Genomic DNA, 26290 nt, shown 5'->3' on the forward strand with positions numbered 1-26290 from the left:
TATTGTTAGAAACAATCTACAACTATATCATTGATAAAATTATTCCTCAAAATTTCATTACTTTTTTAAACCTCGAATAACTACACTTGTTTAATTAACAAGATTTTTATGCTTCAAAAAACATTTTAAAAGCAAAAAAGGTGTTTTCTAAAAAAACACCCTTTTTATAGTATAGAATTAAACCTTAATTCAAATATTGCGAAATTACTTATCCAAAACCTCAAAAGTAGAATTCATACTTTTAAATTCAGGAACAATTTTTTTCATTTTAGCAACAATATCTTCATTATCATAAAAATCAGCTATTCCGATAAGCTCATCGATCTCGATATGCAGGTTTTCGTACTCATCTTGAATTTCCTGAGCAATCATAATCTTATTATGATAAGTTGGTAATGTTTTAGAAGTATCATTTAATAACTCTTCATAGAGTTTCTCTCCAGGTCGCAAACCAACAATTTTAATCTTTATTTCCTTATCCGGAATAAAACCTGCCAGTTTAATCATCTTTTTAGCCAAATCTATAATCTTTACAGGCTTACCCATATCAAAAATATAAATCTCACCTCCGTTACCCATTGCACCAGCTTCTAAAACTAATTGGCAAGCTTCGGGAATAGTCATAAAATAACGAATAATATCCTGATGCGTTATAGTAACCGGACCACCCTCAGCAATTTGTTTGGTAAACAACGGGACTACTGATCCATTGGATCCTAAAACGTTTCCGAAACGCGTCGTGATAAATTTAGTAACGCTTTCCCCTCCATTTTCTCTCTGATTTTTCAAGAACAAGGATTGAACATACTTTTCAGCAATTCTTTTACTCGCTCCCATAACATTGCTAGGATTCACCGCTTTATCTGTTGAAACCATGACAAATTTTTTGACGTGATATTTACAGGATAAATCTGCTAAGTTCTTAGTTCCTTTAATATTGGTATGAATTGCCTGTGCAGGATTTTCTTCCATTAACGGAACATGTTTGTATGCGGCTGCATGAAAAACAACATGAGGGCTATAATTTTTGAAAACTTTTTCCAGTGCTTTTTTGCTTCTTACATCCGCAATTACTGCCACTATTTTTGATTCAGAACCTAACGTCAATGTTTCCAAACACAAATTATGAAGCGGGGTTTCGGCATGATCTAAAATGACTACCATTTTAGGGTTAAAACCAAGAACCTGTCTCACTATTTCACTACCTATAGATCCCGCTGCCCCGGTAATTAAAACGGTTTTGTCTTTTAATTGTTTAGAAATTGATTTACTATCTAAAACAATAGGTTTTCTTTCTAATAAATCTTCAATCTGAATATTTTTTACTTTTTGAGAAATTTCTTTTTGATTCTCCCAATCCGAAATCAATGGAACTGTATATACTCTATAATTGAACTCCAAACATTGATCTACAATGATTAATTGTTCATCTTTAGATAAACTCTTATCAGCAATAATAACACCTTCGGCAGCCACAGAACGCATTAGAGCCGGCAATTTTTTTCTTAAAATCAGAATAGGCAAATCCAGCATTCTCTTAGATGCATTCTGATTGTTTTTATCTACAAAACCTACAATTTTAAATCGCGAAGGAGTTTCAAACTTCAGTGCATTAGCAACCGAAATTGCATTGGCATCTGTTCCATAAATTACTGTGCGAATTAACTTTGTGGTTGTTTTTTCAGAGAAATAAAGTTCGAATGTTTGCTTAACAATCACCCTATATAAAAACAACCCACAAAACGACAATACTAAATTGATAAAAAGAGCCGTATTTAAAAATGCTTTATGCCCTGTATATAATTCAAAAACTAAATTGAAAAATAAGAAAAACACTAAAACTGACATTTGCGAAAACAGCAATTTTATAGCATCAATATAAGAGGAGTGTCTAATAATACCCGAATAAGTTCTAAACAACCAAAAGAAAAATATATTGGTAACAATTAAACTCGAAACAAAGAAAAACTGATGAGAAGTAACGATATAACCCAGTGCTGTACCTTCAAACAGCATATAGGTAAAAGTAAACGAGAAAATCAGTACCATTATATCTATGGCAACAATAATCCATCTCGGCAAGTAACTAAGGTTATTAATACTCGCTCGTAAATTCCTAGGTGAGAATAAATTAAGCAATAAAGAAGCTATTTTGGTTTGTTTATCTGTATCCAATTTGGTTTCGTTTAATTTTATAAACTTTATATAGCTTACAAAAATACAAATTAAAGGTTTTAAAAAATTATTTTCAGTAGTAATTTAGACTTTAACACCTCTTTTCTTTTGTTTTAATAATTCTATCAAATAAGACCCGTATCCAGATTTGACCAGAGGCTTTGCAAGTTCCTCCAATTCGGCATCATTTAAGAATCCTTGTCGCCATGCAACCTCTTCTATACAGCCAACCTTAAGCCCCTGTCTGTCCTCCAAAACCTGAACAAATTGTCCTGCCTGCATTAAACTATTAAAAGTTCCTGTATCCAACCAGGCTGTTCCTCTACTTAAGATACCTACTTTTAAAGAGTCCCTGTCCAAATAAACCTTATTTACATCCGTAATTTCATACTCTCCACGAGCACTTGGAGCAATATTCTTAGCAATTTCTACAACTGAATTATCATAAAAATACAAACCAGGAACTGCGTAATTTGATTTAGGCTCTATTGGTTTTTCTTCAATAGAAATTGCATTTAAGTCATTATCAAATTCAACAACACCATAACGTTCCGGATCAGAAACATGATAAGCAAATACAACACCTCCTTTAGGTTTTGTATTCGACTTCAAAAGATCTTGCATATTAGAGCCGAAAAAGATATTATCTCCTAGTATTAAGGCAACATCATCTTTACCTATAAATTCTTCTCCAATAACAAAAGCCTGCGCTAATCCATTTGGGATCGCTTGTTCAGCATAGCTAAACTTACAACCTAAACTTGATCCATCACCTAATAATTTTTTAAAATTAGGCAAATCATGCGGTGTCGATATAATTAAGATTTCATTGATTCCTGACATCATCAGGGTAGATAATGGATAATAAATCATTGGTTTGTCATAAACAGGCATCATCTGCTTACTCATTGCCAATGTTAATGGATGTAATCTTGTGCCGGAGCCTCCTGCTAAAATAATTCCTTTCATAAATCTTGATTTTAGATTTTAGATTTTAGATTTTAGATTTCATTTAGCTGAAATACTATATATCAAATCTTTAAACCAAATTTATATAAATATCTTTTTTAAACTTTGTTTATAATTAGGAATTTCTAAATTGTAAAGAGTTTTTATTTTTTTCTTATCTAATAATGAAAATTTCGGGCGTTTTGCAGGAGTTAGATAGGAAGAGGATGAAATCCCACCAACATTACAATTATACCCCCCTAATTCTTTTATACTCAACGCAAATTCATACCAACTTACTTCGTCTTCATTTGAATAATTGTAAATTCCAGGAATCCAATCAGACGATTCTAAAATAACCATCATTGCTTGGGCTAAATCAGCAGCATATGTTGGTGAACCAATTTGATCATTTACAACATTTATTGTATCTCTTTCTTGCATCAATCTTTGCATCGTTTTGACAAAATTATTCCCAAACTTACTATACACCCAAGAGGTTCGTATAATAATTGAATCTGGATTCTCTCTTAAGCACGCAATTTCTCCGGCTAATTTGCTCTCTCCATAAACATTTATAGGATTTGTTTTTGCCTCTTCATTTAAAGCAGAAGAAGAAGACCCATCAAATACATAATCTGTTGAAATATGGATTAGTTTTACATTATTCTCGAACGTATATTTTGCAATTAATTCTACAGCTAGATTATTTATCGTAAAAGCCAGTTCTCTTTCAGTTTCTGCTTTATCAACTGCTGTATAAGCGCCGCAATTAAAAATAATATTAGGCTTAATTTCATTTAGCTGATCATTAAGCAACTCCAAATTATCTAATGTGATTTTTGTCCGATCTGCAAAAATCCATTCAAATTCCGGATAAGATACTGACAGAACTGAAAGTTCAGATCCTAGTTGTCCATTTGCTCCTGTAACAAGTATTTTTCTCATTAAAATAGGCTATTACAATTCTCTATAAAAGGAAGAATCTGGTCTTTCTCAGAAACAATAGCTTCTTTTAGATTTATTCCCCAATCAATATTTAAAGAAGGATCATCAAATCTAATTCCGCCTTCAGAGACTTTATCATAAAACTGATCACATTTATACATTACGGAAGCCGTTTCGCTAATAACCGAAAAACCATGTGCAAAACCTTGCGGCACTAATAATTGCTTCTTATTTTCGGCCGACAGTAAAACACTAAATGATTTTCCATATGTGGGAGAATCTCTTCTTAAATCTACTGCTACATCAACAATTTCTCCTTCTAAAACGCGAACTAATTTGGTTTGCGAAAAAGGAGGGTTCTGGTAATGCAAGCCACGTAATGTTCCTTTTTTTGAAAATGATTGATTATCCTGAACGAAATCGATATTTATTCCTAAGTCTGCAAATTTTGCTTTACTGTAAGATTCAAAAAAGTAACCTCTTTCATCTCCAAAAACAGTTGGCTCAATAATTAATAAATCCTCTATAAAAGTTTTTTCTGATTTCATCTAATAAACAATAATACTTTAAACTTTATTTAAAAAACACATCTAAAACATTCTTAATTCTTAATCTATCGTCGTCACTCAAATTAGATCCCGAAGGTAAACATAATCCTTTTTCAAATAAATTCTCTGCAATATTATTTCCATAATACGGATATTTCAAAAATATGGGTTGCAAATGCATCGGTTTCCATAAAGCGCGGGATTCAATACCTGCATTTTTAAAAGCCAATCTTAAAGCCTCATTGCCTTTCTCCTTATCGTCAGTTTCGATTAGGATTGTAGTTAACCAATAATTAGAAAAATAATCTTTGTTTGGTTCTTGAAAAACGGTTACCTCATCTATCTCTTGAAATATATCTTTATAAAAATTGTGTACTTTTCTGCGTAAAACGATATTTTCTTCTAGAACTTCCATTTGCCCGCAACCAATACCGGCACATATATTACTCATTCTGTAATTATATCCTATTTCACTGTGTTGGTAATGTGATGTGTCATCCCTGGATTGAGTAGCATAAAAAATAGCCCGTTGTTTTAATTTCTCAGAAACGGTCACGAGTACGCCACCGCCAGAAGTCGTAATTATTTTATTACCATTAAAAGAAAAAATTCCAAAATCGCCAAATGTTCCACATTTTTTTCCTTTATAACTGCTCCCTAAGGCTTCTGCACTATCTTCAATTATCGGAATTCCGTAATTTCTAGCAATTGCATGAATCTCATCTATTTTATAAGGCATTCCATATAAATGGACTGTAATAATGGCTTTAGGCTTTTTACCCTTTAAAATTCTGTCTTTAATTGCGATTTCAAGAGAATCCGGACAAATATTCCATGTGTCTAATTCACTATCCACAAAGACGGGATTGCTCCTTGATACAATATTGGATTTGCGGAGGCAGAAAATGTCATACTTTGACAAATTACTTCGTCACCAGTTTTTACTCCCAACAAAATCAATGCTAAATGAATAGCTGCAGTACCCGAATTTAAAGCGCTTATAAAAACACTATTACCCAAATAATTTTCTAACTTATTCTCAAATTCATCGACATTAGGCCCTCCAGAAGTAATCCAGGAGTCTTTGAGTGCTTTTTGAATATAATTTTCTTCAAATCCGCTTTGCTTTGGTAATGATAAAAAAATTTTTTTTTTATTCATTTATCTTCCAATAGTCTGAATCATACCGAACATCATCATCACATACCTTTGTCAGTGGCAAAGTCGAAAATGAAATCAATTTAGCATCTTTTTCCAATGATTCTATTGCATTCGCATATCCCGCCGGTATATGAACAATTTTGCTATCCGTATCTGAAACCAATACGGTTTCAACAAGTAAATCTTTTGAAGGAAATTCCCAATTATCAATTTTTACAAAATGAATTTTAAATGATCCTCTAATACAATAAAAGTTTTTAGCGTCTAATTTATGTCCCTGCCAGGCACGAATAGGATTTTCTTCTGAATTACTAATAATGTAAAACCGTTCAATACCATCAAAATCAAAATCATTTACATAAGAAATAGTACCTCTTTTATCTGAAAAGATATTACCTTGAATTGTTTTGGGTGTCATAAATTTTATCTTATTTTATTATGTAACAGGTAAAATTTACCTGAATAAATGAGCAGTAGGGGAATAATAACAATACCAAATAATGTAATATCCTGAACTTTCTGATATAAAAAAATAACTACGATTGAGACACTCATCTGAACTATAGCATAATATAATGAAACTAATCTATGGGGAATTTTGTACTCATTACTTAACACTTGATACAAATGTAAACGGTGAGCTTCAAAAATATTTTGCTTTAAATACAAACGATGTATAATTGTACAAATGCTATCAACTCCATAAACAGCCAAAAATAATAGCCAAATGAGCGAGTTTGTTCTTAATATAAGTTGTAAAACCAAATAAATTATCCAAAAAGCTATAGCTATACTTCCTACATCTCCAGCAAAACATTTTGCTTTTTTTCTATAATTAAAAAATAAGAAAACCAAGCTGGCAATTATAGGATACTTTATAAAATCATTATTACTAAACAATTGAATGTTATTATTCACATAAAGCAAAGATCCCATTACCACAAAAGTGTATAAACCTGTTATGCCATTAATACCATCCATAAAATTATAGGCATTAATTAATCCTATTGCAAGAATATAAGTAATCATGATACCCCATAAAGGGAATAAAGAAAATAACCCTAGATTAAAGAATATCAATGTAATGGCAATAAAATGCACAGCAATTCTAATCTTGTTAGATAAGTTTTGTATATCATCCCAAAAACTAACTAAACTAACCAAAGTTATTCCTGCGAAGAAAAAATAATTCGTTTGTGAATTCTGAACAAAATACAAAAATGCTGAGAACCAAAAAATAATACCACCACCTCTCAAGGTAATTTCTGTATGGGAGCTTCTTTCGTTGGGTTTATCAATAATGTTAAATCGGTTAGCTACTTTAAAATAAAGCAGCATTATAATCATTAAAAGGATTCCTACTATTGTATAATTCATATAATTTGTTGTTATCAAAATCGACCGAAAATGCGTAATCATTTTCGTACATATTCAATCTTTATTATCGTAGTTGATATTAATTAGTTTCAAGAACTACGAAAAATAATATCTTTCCGTTCGTTTAATTTTAATTTGAACTAATAACTTATTAAAATCGTGCTCATAAAAAAATTAATAATAAATAATCATAAAAGGTTAACTGAATTTAATTTAATTAGACTGCATTTAATTTATATTCTTTGCATTATTGCAATTTTCATTTAGGAATGACCATAAAATATTTTTATAAGGTATAAATTTGGGCATATTAATATTCTGTCGGTCAAAATCTTTTTTTAATCCAACTAAAAAAGCACTAAAATAAAGAGCATAGAAAAATAAAAAAATAATACTTCTTTTACGCCCGCTTTCAAGAAAAATTAACTTTGTCAAAACTATGATCTCAAAGATTCTGAAGTATGTAGCAATCCTGGTTGAGTCAGAGTTTTTAGAGCATAGATTGACAAAAACAATAGAAAAGCAATATATGATCAATAAGTGTTTATCATAAAACCTTTTTTCTTTAACATATTGAAAATAAAATAAAATAAAAATCCCCTCCAGATTTATAATAATTAATTTTATTAATTCAACTTGTTGCTCTTTATTTGAAAAATAATAGAGATATCTGTTATTTTCAAATAGTATTCTAAAAATCTGAATAAAATCAAATCTGGATAAAATAAAGGAACCTATGATTAATCCAAGTAAATGTGTTGTTTTGAATTTGTCATAAAACTTAAAAACAAAAAGAAAAACAAAAAAAGGAATTAGACAACTTCGATGAATAGATACACCTAAGAACATTAATAAAAAATAAAATAAATATCTTTTATTAATTAAATAATAGAATGCATAAAAGCTAACTGCTACAGCAAAAGATTGTCTAACTAAACTAAATGACGTAAGATACAAACTTGGAATCAGGACATAAAATAATAATGCGATACTAGAATTTGCTGTATAATTCTTTATTCCTAAAATAACAAAGTAACAAGTAAAAAAAGAAAAAAAGAAAAAAAGATGAGAAGGACTGAGACCAAGCCATCTAAACAAGTTCATAATAGCAACAAATCCGAATTCAAAATCAGAATCGCGAGTTTTCTGAAAATACCAAGAAACATAACTATTATAGTCAACGCCTATTTTTTCTCTAAATCCCGCTACTAAAATAAGTACTGTGAACGTCAAATATTCAAATATTTTTATCTTCCATTGATAAAAATATTGTATCAACAATAGGAATGTAATAAGTAAGAGAAATGCAATATAAAAAATCACAATTTAAAGCTTAAAAATTATATTTGAAATGAATACTAAAATCAGTTTCAGTTTTTAACCTTCTCATTTATCTCTTCTTAATACTCTTCTATAAGGTATGAAAATTTACTAAAAAAGCTTTTCTCTCTTAAGATAATCCAAAACTGGTTCGGGATCCCAATTTAATAATGCTCTTGCTTTTGAATCATTAAAAGTTAAGTCTGATATTATTTTTTCTACCTTCAACGAAGTAATTGGAGATCTATCTCCTAAAAAATCTCCTATTTTCCAATAAACTTGGCTAAACTCAATGGCAAGTTAAAAGATTTTTTTCCCAATATCGCTAAACTTAATTGATTAAAACTAGGATTAGCTCCATCTGTAAGATTATAAATTCCGCCTACAGCAGCAACAGTTGGTATAAATTTAGCCACATCACGAGCTAAAACCATACTTTTTTTTGCTTTCCCTCCATTTATGTTAAAATAATACCCTAACTCGATTGCTTTTATCATAGCCCCTAAATTACCTGGCGGGTTCTTTCCTACTAATAATGGCAATCTCAAAATAGTGCATTTAACATCATTATCCAGGCACCATTTCTCAACTAATTTCTCGGCTTTAATTTTACTAATGCCGTAAGGATCTTTGGCTAGTAGTGAGTGTCCCTCAAGAATATCACTCCCTGTTTCTTGTCCATATACAGAAACTGAACTTATAAAAACAAATTGTTTAGGCAACTCTGATACTTCTAAACTTTTAAGTAAGTTTTCTGTCCCTGTAACATTTACTTCATGAAAAGCCCTTATTTCTCTTTCAGTTTTAGGCAAAGAATGAGCTTTGCCTGCTGAATGAATTACCAAATCAAAAGATTCCGTAAATTTAATTATTCCCTCCTCTAATACAGCCTTATAATTTCCTGATTTACGAGATAGCTCAATAATTTGATGCTCATTTTTAATTGTTTCAAGAATAATCTTACCCAGAAACCCAGTAGATCCAGTTAGTAATACTTTCATTTTTAAGTTTTATTTTAATCCGGAAATTTTATTCAAATCATTTAACATACTTAAAAAAAGATTTACTCAGTGCAATTATTAAATAATACAAAGTTTGTAATACTGAAAGATTTTCATTCTTACGATAAATTGCATAATACCATTTAATAACTTTAAATTTATTCGAGGAAACTGAGGATTTTCTAACGCGGTATTTAGCGAGAACATGCCCCACATTTTTGGCTATATATCCTTTTTTTAGTATACTTAACCAAAAAGCATAATCTTCATGTCCTTGCTTTGTAAAATAGATCTTGCTTAGTTTTTCGCTATCAAAAACCACTGTTAAACAAGCTATTACATTTCCCTTTAATAACTCTTTATAACTAACCTGATTTGGTGCAATTATGAATCTTTCATCAGACTGTCCTTCTTCATTTATTTTTTCATAATCGGAAAAAACAATACCTACTTTTTGATCATTAAATAATGGAATCTGCAATTGGAGTTTATTAGAATTCCATAAATCATCACTATCCAAGAAAGCTATAAATCTACCGGAAGCCATTTCTATACCAATATTTCTGGGAATAGTGGGTGACCCTGATGGCGAGCTTGTCTTAAAATATTTTATTCTATCATCATGCTTAGCAAAATCTTCAATTATAGATTTGGAATTATCTGTTGAACAATCATCAACAATTAACATTTCCCAGTTATTATATGTTTGAGCTAATACTGATTGGATTGTTTCCGCGATAAAACTTTCGGAATTATATAAAGGAGTTATAATTGATACTTTATGGCTCTGCATAAGAAAAGATATGAAAATATGCTAAAAAAATAATAATGTATTAAGAGGCTAAAAAACTTTCGAACTTATTATATCCAAATTCAGCTGAAAAATTACTTAAATAATAATTACGAGATCTCAAATTAAATTTTCACTGTCTAAATTCTCTATACAGCTAATGAATTCTTCTGATTGGTTACAAACATAACCCGCCCAAATTTCTCGATGTTTTCTATACCTGCAAATGCTTCCTGTGTCCCTACAATGGTCTTTCCGTACATTAAGGCTTCAATAGTTTTAGTTTTCATCCCTGATCCTAATCTTACAGGTTTATAACAAAACTAGCCCCTTCATAATAGGGTCCCAAATCATCTACAAAACCATGAATTTCTAAATTTGAATTTCCTGCATGCTGTTCAAGTAACACCTCCATTCCAGTACCTATTACTACTAATTTTGACTTAACAAAAGGTAATAATCTTTAATGTACCAATTTACAGCATCAATATTGCAAAAAATGAGCTCCCTACAAATAAGTGATAACCATCTTTGATTTCTAGCTGACTAAAGCTTTTAATTTATCTGCAATTGTTATTGGAATAGTAAGATCTGCATTTCTTCCATAAATTGATTTTAACAAATTACTATCAATATCGGTAAGACAAATAATTTTATTTGCATACTTTATTATCTTTTCTTCATTCCTTTTGGCATAACCAACCATCAGGTTATTTAAAAAACCATCTACTAAAACCTTATCTTTATAATACTTAACCTCAACATTATGAAAAAAGGCAATTATTTCAACATTAAAACTTTTTAAAAGACTTGCAAAGCCACCAAGTAATGAGTGATCAATAAATATATAAGAAACATCATTTGATAGTATTGCTTCCTTAATACTATTATAAACCTTATGAGAGTACCCCCAAGATTGCCAAGCAGAATATTAAAAAATTTGTGAAAAATTTTTTATCTGACAAATAAAATTCAATAATTTTTCCGTCGCTCATTTTCTTCATATTTCAATATTTCGCCCATCTTGAAACAACTGCTCCGCCATCTACCGAATTTAATGTTCTTCCGATATAAATAATATTTTTTTTTCAATTTATTCTGCAACATATTTAAAATCCTATTTAAAAAAATATTGAAATCCGGCTCAAGCAAGTTTATTTTTGAAGTAATTCTCATTACTGTTATTATTCAAATTATCAATAATTTGAATTAACTCTTCTATGTTTGAAAAAAAAGGATCATAATTAAAAAACTCAGTAAACGATTCTAACATGTCAATTCGAGAAACTGCACAGGGTTATTATTAGCAATACACTCTAATAAGACTCCACTAACTCTGTATCTAAAACTTTCAGGATAAGCTAAGAGTATAATATTAGACTTCAGAAATAAATAATCATAAGCTTTCTGACTTAAATAACCATTAATTGCAATAATATTTGGCTTGTTTTTTAGCACATCATTTTTATAAACAAATAATATGCTCTCATCTTCAAGATATTTGATAAAATTACTAGATTCTATTAGTTCATTTATAAAAGCTTTATCAGAACTACTCTCAGAAGGAGAGAATATTATTTTTTATATTTTTTAAATTCTTCTATTATATAAAAATGTGAATCTTCTTTTATTTCATCATTAAATAATTTTGAGCCAGGGAGACCGTGCGGCAACATATGTATGTCATAATTCCCCTTTGCGGATAAATATTTTTTGTTTTTTCATCAAGAACAATTAACGAATTGGCTCTTAAAACCCGATTTAAAAAGAAAAATTTAGCTTTGCTTTCATACGAGTTACTTACGTTTATATGATTAATTAAATAGCTTTTAGTTATACCAGAAAATGCAAAAGATATCTCTTCAAAGCTTGAAAAAATTACAAAATCATACTTTTTAAAGTTAACAAACATTTTTATGAGGAACAATCCATATAAATAAGCAATCCTATTAATTAATTTACCATAATCTTTTTTAAATAAAGCTTTAGGGATTGAATATATAACTTTCGATTTATCAATATCTAATTTATCCTCATAGTCTTTAACAAAAATGAATTCCAAATCATATCCGGCTTTCGCTAAGCTTTTAATATATATATTATTAAAATTAACATGACCATTTTGCAATAAAGGATCAATGTATAAAACTCTATTGTGCTTGTTCATTTTTGGGTTTTAAATAAAATTCTGAACTAAAAAGAAGTAACATCGCAATAATACCAAATTGAACATTATAATAAAATGTAAATGCTAACCATGGTATCGCCGCATATGCCATGAAGTTATGTTTGATCATTTTTGCATATTTAATAGTCAGCCTAAAAATCAAAAAAAGTCCGACTAAGCCATTTGCCAATGGTATACTTGAAAATGAATCATGAACACCACCATATTTATTGTTACTTATCTCTACTGCTTTGTAAGCATTTACCAAATCTAAACCAGACAGTAATTTGAAATCATCTGAAAAATAGGAGCCATATCCTTTACCAAAGAGTAAATAAACTGGATTACTAAAAAGTTCATTAAAAATACTCATGACCTCAATGATTCGTACTCGTGGTGATTCAGGAATTAAATAAATCCCATCAAATCCCTGGAAAACATTTATTAATAATGTAACATTCTCTAATTTATATAAAAATAAATTATACTCCGAATCTTCAATGTATGAAGCAAACTTAATAACTACAAATATTAAAATTGGAATCATTGCAAAACGAAGTGCACGTTTTCGCTTAGCGATATTTATACCGGTTGTATGTTTATTAAAAGCTGTCAATAAAAACATTATTAAAACAACCCCCATAAATATGATCCCTTTTCCTCCCATTCCTCCATCCATTAGAAAAAAACCGGTTAATAAGAACGAAAATAAAGGCAAAAAATAATTTTTTAAATGATAGTATGCAAATATTAAAGCCATACTAAAATAAACCGCTTCTATAATTATTGACACATCGTCTGTTCCGTATTGAGATGAAAATCCTAGTATGTAAACAATTAATGCGGCTATTGGTGCCGCGATCATCACCTCTAACAACATCTTATATAATTTACCAACAAATGAATAAAAAGGCATTCTAATTAAAACAAATGCAGTAAAAAATAACGTTAAAATATAAGAAGTATATAATACAAAATACTCAATATAATATCCTAAAAATATTAAGCCAAACATTCCAAGCAGAATTCCGGATACTCCAATAAATATTATAGTTTTATAAAGCGAATAGAAAACAGAATTGATTGGAACCTGAACCTTTAATCGTAATGTTCGTATAAAAAAACTAAACATGATTAGATGATAAATGCCAATGGGCCCAATAAGTTTTAATTTGGAATAATTGAAAAGTCCATAATGACTATCTTCAGGATTAGTTATCTGTGAAAATGGTATAGCGAGACATGTTATTGTAAAAACGATATGAAAAAAAAATGCTTTCTCCGTATTCCCTCTAGAAATAAAATAAACTACAGCTATTATTTCAGGAAAAGATACTAAAATACCTGTTATTTTTTCATGCGTCAATGAATTCCCAATAATTAATAGTATATACAAAAATACATTTCTATACGAAAATTCACTCATGAGTTAATTTTAAAATTCTTTTCTAGAACTGTTAACACTTCATCGTGCTTCACATTCTGAAAAACTTTTACAGGTAGCATTTTAAATTTATACTTGATTTTTTGCACAATAAACCCTGCTATTTTTTTGCAAAGCTCTATTCCAAAGACCAAATAATTTAAAGGATTATATCTACAATATTTCAAAATGTAATTTAAAATTTTAGGCTCTAAGAATGGTTCGTACACCAACATTGCAGCATACAATGCAATTAAATTTAATTTCTTATTAATGCCATAGGCTTTTAAAACTTCACTTGTTGTTTGAGGATAAATTGTCTTTTCAGACCATATTCTTGGAATAAGTGGATTCCAATTATTCTTAATTTCTGGTCTAAGAAATGGCAACTTATCTACATCTCCAAAATGTTTTTTTAATGCTGTCCAACCTCCGCCACTATTTTTTGAAGCACCAAAAATACTTACTGGATAATTTAAATGATAATATTCTTCAATATTTATAGCTAAAGATACTGCAAAATCAATATCTGGGCAAGATCCCACTATATATCTACCTATTCTAGATTGTAATTTATCAAGTTCAGATCTTAATACTATTCCATGATAAAATCGAGGTAGCATGTCATAGGCCATAGCCCCTTTTGATAGGGTTTTATTTAGCTCAAACATTGGGTCAAGCTTCGTAAACTCAAGCTTTTCGTATGCATCTGGCAGCCAGAGATTACACGATTTATGATAGTAATTTTCCTTTGAAATATTACAGACTCCCACCAGTACGAGCCGGGATTATATATTAAACATTTTATAGATCTATTATCTACTATATCAACAATTTCAAGTATATCCGGGCAGATAAAATCATCATCTCCAATAAAAACTAGATATTTACCTACTGAATTAATTATAGCTAATTCTGTATTATCAGCAATAGGAATAGATTCTTTATTATAAAAATATTTTATTTGTTGATTATTTTTTTTAGAAAGATATTGTAAACAAAGTTCGTTATTATCGGAGTTATCTTGTACAATTACTTCGTAAGTATATTCTTTACTTAAATTATCTACAATTGAATCTAAAACAGGTAAAAGGGTTGAATACCTATTTTAGTAGGTATAATTATAGAAAGTAAAATTTTATGCTTCTCCATTATTTATTAATTGTCTTGTATTTATCTTATATTCTGGATTCATTTTATTGAAGACCATTAGGTTCACGGCTAAAGAAATAAGCCCAATAATTGTAGAATACAAAAACACAAAATATCCTTTTTGCAAATTGATTGTTAAAATATAACCTATAGTACCAACTAAGACTGTTACTAATAAGGGAATTACTGTACCATTTATTAACCATCTCCTAAACTCATTTTTAAAAATTTGGAAATTATAAAATACCCCAAATAAAAGTAAGCAAACACATTCATTATAAGCCATGTATAAGTAGCGCCGATTAACCCGTATTGCTTAACAAAAAAGATTAGGGCCGGAATTATACAAATTACTGCCACGATACCTAACGTCACATTTGTCCTTGTATGACCATTTGCGATTGCAAGATAATATGGCATATACTGAAAAGATAAGAATACCGAACCAACTAAAAGTACTTTTGCAACATTTTCAATTTTACTAGCAATGATAATATCATGGGTCCAAATAAAAAGAAAATCTTTAGTAAAAAGAAACAATAACATCCCTCCTGTAGTTGCTAAAGTTGATAATATAAAAGTATTTACATGAAATAGCTTTGTAATTTTATCTTTTTCAATATTTTCAGTATATTTCACCATTCTTGGTAATATAGCCACTGCAATAGGGGTAATTATTAATTCCGGTATTTGTGAAAGAATACCAGCAAGAGCATAATAACCAAATTCTTTTAATGATAATAATTTACTTATCACTAATTTATCAATTTGAGTGTTAAGAGAAGATATTATAGCCATTAACATCATTCCTCCGGCAAAACGTCCAACAGTTTTTAAAACATTCTTGTCAAACTTATACCTTAAATTAGTCTTAATATATTTCCATAAGTTAAATCTTGCAATAAAAAAAAAGATAATATTTATTGAAACCTGCCATATAAAAAAAGTCAATAAGGTAGGGTAAAAATAAAGAGGTATAAGGACAACTCCTGAACGGAAGAAACTACTCGCAACTTGAATTCCATTAGATAAAACTTGTTTCTCTAATCCAAGTAAACCACTAATTTGTAAAGTGGTAAATAGCTGAAAAGCAATACTCACTCCCATTAAACTTACGTATGTAGATAAATCGCTACTAGAAAGAATTTGGGAATTCAACCAATTCTCTGCAATAAGATTTGAAAAGCAAAAAACAAAAAGTATTATAAATAAACAAATGGCCATATACACCTTTTCAATTGTAAAAAGCATATTCCCAATATATTGTTTATCCTCATTTCTCGCAATTTCTCTATTAAGGGTCGCTGATAGTCCCCCATCTGCAAAATACATGATTGTTAAAATTACTGTATAGAAATTAATTACAGCATAAGACTCAATCCCTAATAATTTTATATAAAATGGAATAAAAACAAAGACAGATATAATTCCCCAAACTTTACCAACATAATTGGCTATTATGTTTTTAAACATATTTTAATATATAAACTTCTTTAATAATTAATAGCTTTCAATACAAAAACTACTGAATTGAATATCCACCATCAATTACGAAACTTTGCCCTGTAATCCACCTTGAATTTTTAGATATGAGAAATAAAATAGTAGGTACTACATCTTCAACTTCACCAAAACCTAATGGATGCATATTTTCAATTTCCTTAATTTGATCGTCATTTATTTGACTGAACAGCTTTTTAGTCATCGGAGTATTAATAATTCCAGGTAAAACTGCATTAATTCTTATTTTTCTCTTTGCAAATTCTAAAGCTCCTGATTTAACAACTCCTAATACCGCTGCCTTCGTTGCACAATACCCAATTTTCCCAGGTTGTCCTAATATCCCCATTACTGATGACAAAAAAACAATACCCGCACCATCATTACAGTATTTCTTTTTTGTGAAATGTCTTAATAATTCAATTCCCGAAAAAACATTTACATCAAATATATTTCTAACCTTACTTGTAGAATATAAAGACAAAGGAAGTGTTTCTTCAACTCCGGCACAGTGTACTAATGCATCAAATTTTTGATTTTCTAAATTAAATTTTGAAAACAACTCATCAATTTGGTCTACTTGATTAAAGTCAAAGTTAAAGTTGAAAATCTGCGACTTATAATTTTGTATAAAAAAATCTATTTTTGAAAAATCTCTTCCAATAGCATATACTGTATGTCCATCTGCAATCAACTGCTTTAATGTTTCGAAACCGATACCAGAAGTTGCTCCTGTTAGTAGTATAATCATTTTTTCAAACCCTATTTCTAGTTAAATTTATCTAAGCCAATTCTTTCCATTAAAGAATTTACTGTTGTTATACTTTCTATATCATCTGAATTCAAAGTCACAGAAAATTCTTCATTTACTAAACCAATTAAAACCATTGCCGTCATAGAATCCCAGTCATCTAAGTCTTTAATATTGGTTTCACCATTTATTTCTGTTTCAAGTTCTAAATCTTCTTCTAATCTTAAAAAAAAATGCTTTTTATTCATCGTATATATTGTTACAAATTACTATCTATTGTTATTAAACCTCCTGCCCAAGATAATCCTACACCAAAGCCAACAATTGCTATATTTTGATTTTTGAATTCCGAATCCTCTGAATACTTTTTGAGTGCAATTGGTATTGTACAGGAAACTGTATTTCCTCCATCCTCCAAATTTACATAAAATCTTTCACTGTCAATTTTGAGTCTTTTACGCATAAAATTTAACATAAATGAATTTGCTTGATGAAAAACAAATTGATTTACATCATTGATTTCTTTTTTATTTTTTGCCAAAACTTCTTTAGTGAAACCAGGAATAACTTCACTTGTAAAGTTAAAAACTTCGGGGCCGTTCATATACAAATGATTGTCCGTGTAAATATTATTTGAACCATAGTTAATTTCTTTTGCTTCATTATTAAATGGAGCATTACTACATCCATTTTTCACAATTAACTTGTCATATCCCGAACCATCTGTTCCAAATAAGAATTCTCCAATATGTTCTACATCTGAAAAAGAAATCAATGTTGCAGTAGCTGCATCTCCAAAAATAGCTCTGTTTGAACGATCATCTGGATGCAGATATTTAGAATATGTTTCAGCTGTAACCAGTAAAATATTCTTTGCTTGACCTGAATTTATTAATCCTTTTGCCATACTAACTCCATAAACATACCCAGAACAACCTAAATTAAAATCAAGGGCACCAATATCTTTTCTTAAACCTAAATGATTTTGTAAAACACAGGCTGTGGTTGGCAAAAAATATTCCGGACTTTGAGTACAGTATAAAATATAATCAATTTCATTCTTATCTATTTTTTCAAACAATTTTTCACAAGCATTTTTTGCCAGATCAAATGCAGTTTCATTTTCAGCAACCCAATACCTATTTATTATCCCAACTTTATCCTCAAATTTTCCAAAATCATAATCTGGAAATTGATTACTTAAATCAGTATTAGTGATCTTTTGTTTAGGAAAAACATATTCTATATTCTTTATTACTGCCCCCATTTTTTTAGTTAAGTTCTTACTATAAGTAGATATTTATTATGACAAAAAGTAAAAAATTTATTTAGAATTAGGGATGAATCTTGCTTTGTTATTGTACAAAAACTTATAAATTGCTCTCTCGGATATCGAATTAGTTTTATTAAATGTTTTATCAAATAAATAAAAAATACTCTGAGATAAATCAAGTGACTTAGTTTCTGATTTTGTAAAAATTACATTTTGATCTTCTTTCAAATTAAAAAGAATCAATTCACTTTTGTCTACTTCTAATGTAAAAATTTCCTCATTTAGCTCAACAAACTCATACAACCATAATTTTAGCATCTCAAACTTTTCATCTATCGTCTTTGGAAGGTAAAATTTAACATGCTCCATAATCTTTGCCGGACTCCCCGAATATGCTTTATCTGGCAATGTATCTTTTGTAATTACAGAATTAATTAAAGCTGTACTTCTTTTTCCAAGAACAATTCCTGAACCAACAACACAACTGCCTACCAACCAAACATCATCATTTATGATTGTTTTTCTCTTAGCATAAAGTATACATCCTTCAATTTGTTCACCACTTGCAACGTGTGTCCAAATTTGAGAATACATACCCACTCTTACGCCATTTCCAATTTCCAGTCCTCCCGCACCATCTAAAATTGTATTTTGTCCAAACCAGCAATTATGTCCAATTCTCATTGAATCTTCTGGCATAATTAGCATATCATTATGAAAAACATTCCAATCTCCAACGATAAATTCACCATGAATAAAAATTCTTGTGTTATCATTTATAATATTATTGTCTCCAATAATTGCAACTGTATCAGGATTATTTCCCAAAATTTCGATTACAACGTTTTTACCAATTCTATTATGTTCTCCAAAAACAACATTTGGATGTATTTTTGCCGTGCTATCTATTTGATTTGTACCCATTTATAATAATTTATTTTCAAACCACCAACCAGAAGGTATTGCTAAAAAGCGATTCATAAATTCATTTACTCCTTTTAAACTGTCTTTATTATTAAAAACCGAATATACATTATTATTAATATGAACTCCAGTAGCATAGAACCCATTATCCTTAAAATAATTAATGGCTACTTCTTTATTCTCACATAAAATACCATATACCCAGTAATTTGGTATGGCATTTTCAACCAACTTTAGAGAATAAAAATTCTCCATATTCATAATTTTTTGATCCCAAACAAGTGCATTCTTTTTCTGCCGTGCTAACAAATCTTCAATATCATCCATCTGTTTGGCACCCAAAAATGAATTTAATTCACTCATTAACCCGCCATAACCTTCTAAGCTAATGTCACATTTAGGATTAATTTCTCCATTATCAGTTCTAAAAATTGCTCTGTCAATTCCGTAGTCTCTAATCAATAAAGCTTTTTCATAAAGCTCTTTATCTTTAAAAACAATTGCACCACCGTCTATAGTGTTAGGTAATCTAACCGTTTGAAAAGAAAATACAGTTATATCTGTTCCCAGATTTCCTATTTTTTTTCCTTTATACTCAGATCCAAATGCTTCAATACCATCATCAATTACAGGGATACCAAAAGAATTTCCAATCGCATTTATTTCATCTATATTTCCTAAATAACCGCAGAAATGATTATGAAAAATAGCCTTAGTTTTATTTGTAATCTTAGCTTTCAAATCATCCGGACACATACTTCCCGTTTCTGGGTTAATATCAACCCAAACAACTTTCAAGCCTTTAACTGCAAATGGCTGATTAGATGCTAAGCAACTTACAGGACTAGCAATAACTTCATCACCTTTATTTAACCCTAATGTTGAAAGTACAATTAACATTGCTATATTGTATGAACTTACAGAAAGTATGTACTCAGATCCTATAAATTTTCTTAATTCCGATTCAAATTGTTTTCCATACTTTCCATATCCTAGTTGTCCAGAATAAAGTATACTACTAACTTCTGAATCAATTTTATCTGGCATGTATGGTTTATAAATTGGGATCATTACCAACCTTGTTTTATTAAACTAATCATCTTATCTAAATCTTCCTTAGTAACCCACCAACCACATGGTATATGAACCATCTTGCTATAAAACAAATTCAAATTTGGTAACTCTACCGGTAGTCATTTAAAAAATCATGCAAATCATTTCGTTTATGAAGTTCAGATGCCATTATTCCGTTTTCAGACATCATTTTTACAAATCTATCACGATTTTCTACCTTTAAAGTATACAACCAATACGAAGGCTCTGTGTCTTCATAATAGTTTATCAGTTCAACTCCATTTATATCTTTTAGCTTCTCATCTAGATACTTCCCATTATCAATATACTTTTGGACTAAATTTTCTATGTTTTGCAATTGAACCAGTCCAACAGTTGCATTTACATTATTCATATGATATTTATATCCTTGAAAAGTAATATTATTATCCAAACGGGTCAATTTTTTATCCAAACCAAACCATCTGATAATTTTACCTTTTCATATAAGCTATTATCTAATATTTGTAAGGCTCCACCATCAATAGTCGTCAAATGTTTGATTGCCTGAAAAGAATATACTGTAAACGGGAAGTGGTTTCCAGTTTTCTTTCCATTAAATTTAGCGCCTAATGCATGAGCTGCATCTTCGATAACAGGTATATTGTGTTTTTCTGACAATTCCTGAATTCTTTTTACATCAACAGGAATTCCAGCATAATCAACGACAATGATTGCTTTTGTTTTTGGATTTATTACTTTCTCAATTGAATCTGCGGAAATATTGCCTGTGTTATAATCAACATCTGCCCATCTTACCTTTGCACCAACCATTTTGATTGCCACATTGGTTGGTTCTGCAGTTAAAGCTGTACTTATAACTTCATCGCCTTCTTGCACCCCAGCTAAAATCAACGCTATATGTAGGGCTGCTGTTCCAGAATTTAAAGATAGACAATGGCCTCCTCCAATATATTCTTCAAATTTTCTTTCAAACTCCTCTACTGCTTCTCCTTGAGCAACATAACCACTATATAAAACTTCTTCAAGTTTTGGCATTAATACATCACGAGGAGGAATACTTGTTTTTACTAATGGTAACATAAATAAATTATTGATTGTAAGATGCTAATTCTTCTTGAACATAGTCTAAAGTTAATAGCAATTTTTTTAACTCTTCAACATTTAATCTTTGTGTATTATCAGAATTATACTCCGTATCTACAAGCTTTGGTCCGTCTTCCTGAACATATTTAGTGTAATTTAAATCTCTAAAATCTGCGGGAATTCTATAAAACTCTCCTAGATCATCTGCCTTTGCCATTTCTTCTTTTGCACAGAGCGTTTCATACATTTTTTCAGAATGGCGTTCCCCAATGATTTTGATCTCATTATCAGCATTAAACAATTCTTTTAATGCTTGTGCCAAATCTTCTATTGTAGCTGCTGGAGATTTCTGAACGAAGATATCACCTGGATTTCCATTTGTAAAAGCAAACATAACCAACTCTACAGAATCATCCAACGACATCATAAATCTTGTCATCTTTGGGTTTGTAATAGTCAACGCTTTACCTTCTTTTATTTGTTTAACAAACAAAGGAATTATAGATCCTCGAGAACACATAACATTTCCATATCGAGTTGCGGTATAAATCGCATCCACATTCTTAACCCTAGAATCTCTAGCCTTCGAGACAGCTAATTTCTCCATAAATGCCTTAGAGATTCCCATTGCATTTATTGGATAAACAGCTTTATCTGTGCTAAGTACAACTACTCGCTCAACATTATTTCTTGCTGCAGCTTCTAATACATTTTCCGCTCCTAATATATTAGTCTGAACAGCTTGCATAGGATAAAATTCACAAGAAGGTACTTGTTTTAACGCTGCTGCATGAAAAACGAAATTCACACCATTCATAGCAGCATTTATACTATCGAAATCACGAATGTCACCAATAACAAAATTTAATTTATCATTTTTATATTCGATACGCATATCTTCTTGCTTTTTCTCATCACGTGAAAATATTCTAATTTCTTTTAAATCTGAATTTAAAAAACCTCTTAACATTGCATTTCCAAAAGAACCAGTGCCTCCTGTTATTAATAAAATTTTATCTTTAAACATTTACTTTATATTTTAAATTTTAAAAACTTATAGTATTCTTAAATATAGTTATTGTACAATCTTTTTACAATCAAAAAAAGCAATATAAAGAAGGTACCTAGAAAGGCTCCAAAAAAAATACCTTTTACTTTTCCGAACTTTTCTACACTTAAAGGTAAAATTGGTCCATCAATTATCTGAATTAATGGTGTTTCTTTTCGTAATGTTACTTTAGCTAGTTCGGATTGTTTTACCAATTCAGTTAATATAGCTGTATTTGCCTGAACATCGACTTGCCTACGGGCTGAAGGAGCACGTCTAACATTAAGAGCCGGATTCAAATTAAAAGTATTATCATTGGCGACAGCTACACCCGTTATAGCACCATTTAACTCTCTGCGAATCGAATCCGTCTGTCTTTCTAAAATTTCCATGTTTGTACGAGCTTTTTTGCTTTTAGTATCAACATAAAACTTACCGACTTCTTTTGCAAGTGCATTACAAAAGTATAAAGAGAACATTTCATTTATTGAAGCTACTTCCATAGTTATAATAGCTACTTTCTTATCTTTTTGTGCTACTGTTAAGGAGTTTTTAGATAAGTTCTGGTAAATTACACCTAAAATACTGTCCTGTGTTCTAACAAAAGATTTACGATCTGAATTTGGCAAGAATCGAATTGCTGACAGTTTTGGATTTTTTTTCCATTTTTCTCTCCATTCGTTATTCTCAATATACATCTCAGCTAATGAAATAGTTTTACCATTTACAGTAACAGGAGACAGCAGCGTTTTTTCGACCATTGATCTAGATTTAAACAACTCTGTTAAATTTGAACCTGTAAACATACTTCCTCCTGTACTTCCCAAATCCAATCCAAGGGAACTTGCCAGTCCAAGTGCACTTCCTAAGCCTCCTCCAGATTTTTCATCTTCTATAGCAAATGACAATGTAGCAGTATAAACAGGCTTTTTTATGAAGGAATAAGTTAACCCTCCGATTATTCCAATAGTTACTCCCAATACAATCATTTTCCATTGCTTAAGGAGATAAGAATACCACTCCTTTAGCTTTTCAATTAATTCTTTAAACGACACTTCATCGTTCTCCATAGGTAAATTATCCATTTAATCTTTATTTAAAAGCAGTAACAATTAACAACGCTAAACTAGAAATCACACTTCCAATTCCAACCCATTCTCCTGCGGTCATTTTTTTAGTTTGCGGTTTTTCAGGAACTACTATTTGCGAATCAGGTTCAACTCTAGGATATGATCTAAAAAACAAAAACGATCCGGTAACTGAAGCTTTACCATTTGGATAAATTATATAAGCTTTTTTCTTCCATCCTTTACTATCCACTCCTCCAACAGAATTAATGTAATATTTAAATCCTTTCCCTTTTCTATATGGAATCTCTGATGTCAGTAGTACATTTCCAGTCACTTTCACTCCTTCATTATACACCGCAACTTCAATTTCATCACCAGGAAACAAAGTAACGTTCGAATAATGATTTTTGTCTTTTACAATCTTTTCCCAGTTTACAGGAATCGTAGCAAATTTTAATTCGTCTCTAAGTTTTTTAGATAATTTAGAATTAAGAGTATCTTTCTTTTTTAAATCAAACTCCCCTTGTTTGGATTTCACTGCTTCTTCTTCTGTTGTTAATTTTTTATCCAGATTTAGGTTTACACTTTCCAATTGCTCTATTTGTGCCTCTTTTATTGGTCTTTTTATTTTCATCCCATCCAAGTTAGCAATTGAAGTCAACCCACCAGCTCTCATAACTACATTATAAACAGTTTCTTTTTTATTTGCCAAAACATATTTACCCGGATAAGTAACAGCTCCGCTTACCTTCACCATTTCTGGCTTTTCATAAACCGCCATTTTTCGGATATTAACAACATCAAAAGGTTTTAATACAAAGTTCTTAATCTGCTCGTTATTATCCGCAGTTATTTCAAGTTCAACCAATTCTATTCTCTTCGGATCAGCGTCATCAATTACATCAGACTTTACCATTCTGGCAATTTCAACTCTTTTTGATGCCGATCCAGTTAAACCACCAACTTGAACCACTAAATCATTTAAGGTTAGATTTTCAAAATACTCATACTCCCCCGGATTTTTAACTTCCCCATCAATTGTTACTTTATATTCTTCTCTAAATTCCAAAATAGAATATACCGTAACGATATCTTCTCTTTTAAGCCCTATATCTGCATTCAAATCACCAGATAAAGCAGCACTTAAATCTACATTAACAATCTCTGTTGTTAGATCTGTTTTTAATCGAATAATCCTTGCTCTTTTGGTATAAGCATCTTCTTTAAGACCTTCAGCCCTAGTAATAAGATCTGAAACTCTCATTCCCTCACTAAAAGAATAATAATCTGGTCTAAAAACTGCACCTTCAATTTTAATTCGATTTTCAAATCGATTTAAAATTTTTGTTACTTTAAACACATCTCCCGACTGTGGAGCATAGGATCCATACTCGCTTTCATTGATATCATGAACCTTAAACTCTTTACCAGTTTTTTGCAGTACATTCACTGAAGCGGTATAAGCAAACTCATTAAACCCCGATGCAAAATTTAAAAGATCAGAAAACTTCTCGCCTTTTTTCATTTCGAAAATCCCGGGTCTTTTGACTTCTCCCTCGACTATTACTCTTTGTGTGTAAGCAGGAATTCTAATAACATCATTATCTCTTAAACTAACATTATCAGATTGATCTCCTTTTACTAAAAACTTATAAATATCAACGTTTTTATAAACCTTGTTGTTTCGAATCAATTCTATATTTCTGTAACTGCCATTCTTACCAGGTCCACCGGCTAAATGTAATGCGTTATAAACAGAGGCTAAAGATGATATAGAATAATTACCTGGCTGTTTTCCGCCTACAATGGTTACTTTAATTGTTCTAATATCGCTTAAGCTGACACTAACCTGAGATTGTCCCGACCTAACTGTAGTATAAACTCTTGCAATTGCAGCTTTTATTTTTTGTGAAGCAGCTTCAATTGACATTCCTGCAACGCTAATTTGACCAACATTCTGAATGGTAATTTTACCTTCGAAATTTACCGGAACTGTATCATCGAATTGCTGAATACCATATATACTAATTTCTAATTTATCACCTGGCCCCAAAACGTAATTTACGGGAGTTGCCATTTTCAAATCCGGTTCAAAATTCAAAGTCGGATTGTCAAACAACTCAGATCCGAAAATCAAAGCGTTTAACGAATCTTTTATTTTTTCATTTTTGATCTTCTCTTGTTTTCTTCCAAACTCAGAGTCTTTATCAACTTCATTTAATTTATCGTCTTTCTTTTTATCCTTATCATTTTTTTTCTTGTCTGCATCTTTACCGTTTTTTTTCTCGTACTCCGTAATTCGAGTTCTTAATTTATCAAATTCTGCCTGGCTCATACCTTTCGACAAAGCCATTGATTGAACATCATTAATTGTCGCATTATTACTTTTTAATTGAGAAACTATTTTACCTATTTCGTCATCTGATAGGTAGTCAACTTTTACGGTACTCAAGTCTTTAGACTTTATAATATCCTGTGCATTTGCATTAAAAGACGTTAATAGAATAAAAAACAAGGTCAGAACATAGATTATTTTTTTCATATTGAATTATAG

General features: G+C 30.3%; 22 protein-coding genes and 3 pseudogenes. All 25 read right to left on the bottom strand.

Annotation, left to right across the window (positions count from 1 at the left end; genetic code table 11):
- Positions 1-204 precede the first annotated feature (204 nt).
- The 25 genes and pseudogenes from OLM61_RS04645 to OLM61_RS04765 all read right to left on the bottom strand — a co-directional run bounded on the left by OLM61_RS04645 (position 205) and on the right by OLM61_RS04765 (position 26278).
- Positions 205-2175, bottom strand: coding sequence for a polysaccharide biosynthesis protein (locus OLM61_RS04645; protein WP_264525309.1), 1971 nt, complete (start codon positions 2173-2175; stop codon positions 205-207).
- Positions 2176-2259: 84 nt separating this feature from the next.
- A complete protein-coding gene (gene rfbA / locus OLM61_RS04650; protein WP_264525310.1) occupies positions 2260-3144 on the bottom strand; it encodes a glucose-1-phosphate thymidylyltransferase RfbA in 885 nt (294 codons plus the stop codon).
- 81 nt (positions 3145-3225) lie between these two features.
- On the bottom strand, positions 3226-4071 hold the full coding sequence (rfbD, locus tag OLM61_RS04655; RefSeq protein WP_264525311.1) for a dTDP-4-dehydrorhamnose reductase: 846 nt from the start codon (positions 4069-4071) through the stop codon (positions 3226-3228).
- Complete coding sequence (gene rfbC / locus OLM61_RS04660; protein WP_264525312.1) at positions 4071-4619, bottom strand: dTDP-4-dehydrorhamnose 3,5-epimerase; 549 nt, start codon at positions 4617-4619, stop codon at positions 4071-4073. The genes rfbD and rfbC overlap by 1 nt, the downstream gene beginning before the upstream one ends.
- Before the next feature lie 25 nt (positions 4620-4644).
- Positions 4645-5780 (bottom strand): annotated as a pseudogene (locus OLM61_RS04665) (DegT/DnrJ/EryC1/StrS family aminotransferase).
- On the bottom strand, positions 5773-6198 hold the full coding sequence (locus OLM61_RS04670; RefSeq protein ID WP_264525313.1) for a WxcM-like domain-containing protein: 426 nt from the start codon (positions 6196-6198) through the stop codon (positions 5773-5775). Before OLM61_RS04670 ends, OLM61_RS04665 begins: the two are co-directional and overlap by 8 nt.
- Before the next feature lie 5 nt (positions 6199-6203).
- Positions 6204-7157: an MraY family glycosyltransferase gene (locus OLM61_RS04675; RefSeq protein WP_264525314.1), complete on the bottom strand. Its 954-nt coding sequence runs from the start codon at positions 7155-7157 to the stop codon at positions 6204-6206.
- A 228-nt stretch (positions 7158-7385) separates the two neighbouring features.
- Positions 7386-8390 (bottom strand): EpsG family protein, encoded by a 1005-nt coding sequence (locus tag OLM61_RS04680; RefSeq protein WP_264525315.1) that lies wholly within the window; start codon positions 8388-8390, stop codon positions 7386-7388.
- Between the two features lie 350 nt (positions 8391-8740).
- Positions 8741-9478, bottom strand: coding sequence for an NAD-dependent epimerase/dehydratase family protein (locus OLM61_RS04685; protein ID WP_264525316.1), 738 nt, complete (start codon positions 9476-9478; stop codon positions 8741-8743).
- A gap of 37 nt (positions 9479-9515) precedes the next feature.
- Positions 9516-10271 (bottom strand): glycosyltransferase family 2 protein, encoded by a 756-nt coding sequence (locus tag OLM61_RS04690; RefSeq protein WP_264525317.1) that lies wholly within the window; start codon positions 10269-10271, stop codon positions 9516-9518.
- A 146-nt stretch (positions 10272-10417) separates the two neighbouring features.
- Positions 10418-10558 (bottom strand): hypothetical protein, encoded by a 141-nt coding sequence (locus tag OLM61_RS04695; protein WP_264525318.1) that lies wholly within the window; start codon positions 10556-10558, stop codon positions 10418-10420.
- 1337 nt (positions 10559-11895) lie between these two features.
- On the bottom strand, positions 11896-12435 hold the full coding sequence (locus OLM61_RS04700; protein ID WP_264525319.1) for a hypothetical protein: 540 nt from the start codon (positions 12433-12435) through the stop codon (positions 11896-11898).
- Complete coding sequence (locus tag OLM61_RS04705; protein WP_264525320.1) at positions 12419-13861, bottom strand: hypothetical protein; 1443 nt, start codon at positions 13859-13861, stop codon at positions 12419-12421. The genes OLM61_RS04700 and OLM61_RS04705 overlap by 17 nt, the downstream gene beginning before the upstream one ends.
- Positions 13858-14529: a hypothetical protein gene (locus tag OLM61_RS04710; RefSeq protein WP_264525321.1), complete on the bottom strand. Its 672-nt coding sequence runs from the start codon at positions 14527-14529 to the stop codon at positions 13858-13860. The genes OLM61_RS04705 and OLM61_RS04710 overlap by 4 nt, the downstream gene beginning before the upstream one ends.
- A pseudogene (locus tag OLM61_RS20950) lies at positions 14517-14954 on the bottom strand (glycosyltransferase family 2 protein); the annotation flags it as partial. The pseudogene OLM61_RS20950 and the gene OLM61_RS04710, both read right to left, overlap by 13 nt.
- Before the next feature lie 254 nt (positions 14955-15208).
- On the bottom strand, positions 15209-16483 hold the full coding sequence (locus OLM61_RS04715) for an oligosaccharide flippase family protein (protein ID WP_264525322.1): 1275 nt from the start codon (positions 16481-16483) through the stop codon (positions 15209-15211).
- A 49-nt stretch (positions 16484-16532) separates the two neighbouring features.
- Positions 16533-17261: an SDR family NAD(P)-dependent oxidoreductase gene (locus OLM61_RS04720; RefSeq protein WP_264525323.1), complete on the bottom strand. Its 729-nt coding sequence runs from the start codon at positions 17259-17261 to the stop codon at positions 16533-16535.
- A gap of 17 nt (positions 17262-17278) precedes the next feature.
- The gene (locus OLM61_RS04725) at positions 17279-17509 is read right to left on the bottom strand and encodes an acyl carrier protein (protein ID WP_264525324.1); all 231 of its coding nucleotides are present in this window, start codon (positions 17507-17509) and stop codon (positions 17279-17281) included.
- An 11-nt stretch (positions 17510-17520) separates the two neighbouring features.
- The gene (locus tag OLM61_RS04730; RefSeq protein WP_264525325.1) at positions 17521-18528 is read right to left on the bottom strand and encodes a 3-oxoacyl-ACP synthase III family protein; all 1008 of its coding nucleotides are present in this window, start codon (positions 18526-18528) and stop codon (positions 17521-17523) included.
- 57 nt (positions 18529-18585) lie between these two features.
- Positions 18586-19458 carry a hypothetical protein gene (locus OLM61_RS04735; protein ID WP_264525326.1) on the bottom strand — a complete coding sequence of 291 codons (873 nt, stop codon included), beginning with the start codon at positions 19456-19458 and terminating at the stop codon, positions 18586-18588.
- Positions 19459-20529 carry a DegT/DnrJ/EryC1/StrS family aminotransferase gene (locus OLM61_RS04740; protein ID WP_264525327.1) on the bottom strand — a complete coding sequence of 357 codons (1071 nt, stop codon included), beginning with the start codon at positions 20527-20529 and terminating at the stop codon, positions 19459-19461.
- Between the two features lie 112 nt (positions 20530-20641).
- Positions 20642-21615, bottom strand: a pseudogene (locus OLM61_RS04750) (DegT/DnrJ/EryC1/StrS family aminotransferase).
- 7 nt (positions 21616-21622) lie between these two features.
- Positions 21623-22645, bottom strand: a complete 1023-nt coding sequence (locus OLM61_RS04755; RefSeq protein ID WP_264525330.1) for a polysaccharide biosynthesis protein — start codon at positions 22643-22645, stop codon at positions 21623-21625.
- Positions 22646-22683: 38 nt separating this feature from the next.
- Entirely contained in the window at positions 22684-23751 is a 1068-nt protein-coding gene (locus OLM61_RS04760) for a Wzz/FepE/Etk N-terminal domain-containing protein (protein ID WP_264525331.1), read from the bottom strand.
- A gap of 7 nt (positions 23752-23758) precedes the next feature.
- Entirely contained in the window at positions 23759-26278 is a 2520-nt protein-coding gene (locus OLM61_RS04765) for an SLBB domain-containing protein (RefSeq protein ID WP_264525332.1), read from the bottom strand.
- Positions 26279-26290 lie beyond the last annotated feature (12 nt).

Source organism: Flavobacterium sp. N502536 (assembly GCF_025947345.1).
In the GTDB taxonomy this organism is placed as follows: domain Bacteria; phylum Bacteroidota; class Bacteroidia; order Flavobacteriales; family Flavobacteriaceae; genus Flavobacterium.

Bases quoted from the DNA above. Each gene is read 5' to 3' on its own strand.
- OLM61_RS04735 (WP_264525326.1), bottom strand. From the start codon at position 19,458: ATGGGTACAAATCAAATAGATAGCACGGCAAAAATACATCCAAATGTT.
- OLM61_RS04755 (WP_264525330.1), bottom strand. From the start codon at position 22,645: ATGTTTAAAGATAAAATTTTATTAATAACAGGAGGCACTGGTTCTTTT.
- OLM61_RS04675 (WP_264525314.1), bottom strand. From the start codon at position 7,157: ATGAATTATACAATAGTAGGAATCCTTTTAATGATTATAATGCTGCTT.
- OLM61_RS04740 (WP_264525327.1), bottom strand. From the start codon at position 20,529: ATGATCCCAATTTATAAACCATACATGCCAGATAAAATTGATTCAGAA.
- OLM61_RS04695 (WP_264525318.1), bottom strand. From the start codon at position 10,558: ATGAAAACTAAAACTATTGAAGCCTTAATGTACGGAAAGACCATTGTA.
- OLM61_RS04765 (WP_264525332.1), bottom strand. From the start codon at position 26,278: ATGAAAAAAATAATCTATGTTCTGACCTTGTTTTTTATTCTATTAACG.
- rfbA (WP_264525310.1), bottom strand. From the start codon at position 3,144: ATGAAAGGAATTATTTTAGCAGGAGGCTCCGGCACAAGATTACATCCA.
- OLM61_RS04685 (WP_264525316.1), bottom strand. From the start codon at position 9,478: ATGAAAGTATTACTAACTGGATCTACTGGGTTTCTGGGTAAGATTATT.
- OLM61_RS04760 (WP_264525331.1), bottom strand. From the start codon at position 23,751: ATGGATAATTTACCTATGGAGAACGATGAAGTGTCGTTTAAAGAATTA.
- OLM61_RS04725 (WP_264525324.1), bottom strand. From the start codon at position 17,509: ATGAATAAAAAGCATTTTTTTTTAAGATTAGAAGAAGATTTAGAACTT.
- OLM61_RS04710 (WP_264525321.1), bottom strand. From the start codon at position 14,529: ATGTTTGAGCTAAATAAAACCCTATCAAAAGGGGCTATGGCCTATGAC.
- OLM61_RS04670 (WP_264525313.1), bottom strand. From the start codon at position 6,198: ATGACACCCAAAACAATTCAAGGTAATATCTTTTCAGATAAAAGAGGT.
- OLM61_RS04705 (WP_264525320.1), bottom strand. From the start codon at position 13,861: ATGAGTGAATTTTCGTATAGAAATGTATTTTTGTATATACTATTAATT.
- OLM61_RS04720 (WP_264525323.1), bottom strand. From the start codon at position 17,261: ATGATTATACTACTAACAGGAGCAACTTCTGGTATCGGTTTCGAAACA.
- rfbD (WP_264525311.1), bottom strand. From the start codon at position 4,071: ATGAGAAAAATACTTGTTACAGGAGCAAATGGACAACTAGGATCTGAA.
- OLM61_RS04690 (WP_264525317.1), bottom strand. From the start codon at position 10,271: ATGCAGAGCCATAAAGTATCAATTATAACTCCTTTATATAATTCCGAA.
- OLM61_RS04700 (WP_264525319.1), bottom strand. From the start codon at position 12,435: ATGAACAAGCACAATAGAGTTTTATACATTGATCCTTTATTGCAAAAT.
- OLM61_RS04730 (WP_264525325.1), bottom strand. From the start codon at position 18,528: ATGGGGGCAGTAATAAAGAATATAGAATATGTTTTTCCTAAACAAAAG.
- rfbC (WP_264525312.1), bottom strand. From the start codon at position 4,619: ATGAAATCAGAAAAAACTTTTATAGAGGATTTATTAATTATTGAGCCA.
- OLM61_RS04715 (WP_264525322.1), bottom strand. From the start codon at position 16,483: ATGTTTAAAAACATAATAGCCAATTATGTTGGTAAAGTTTGGGGAATT.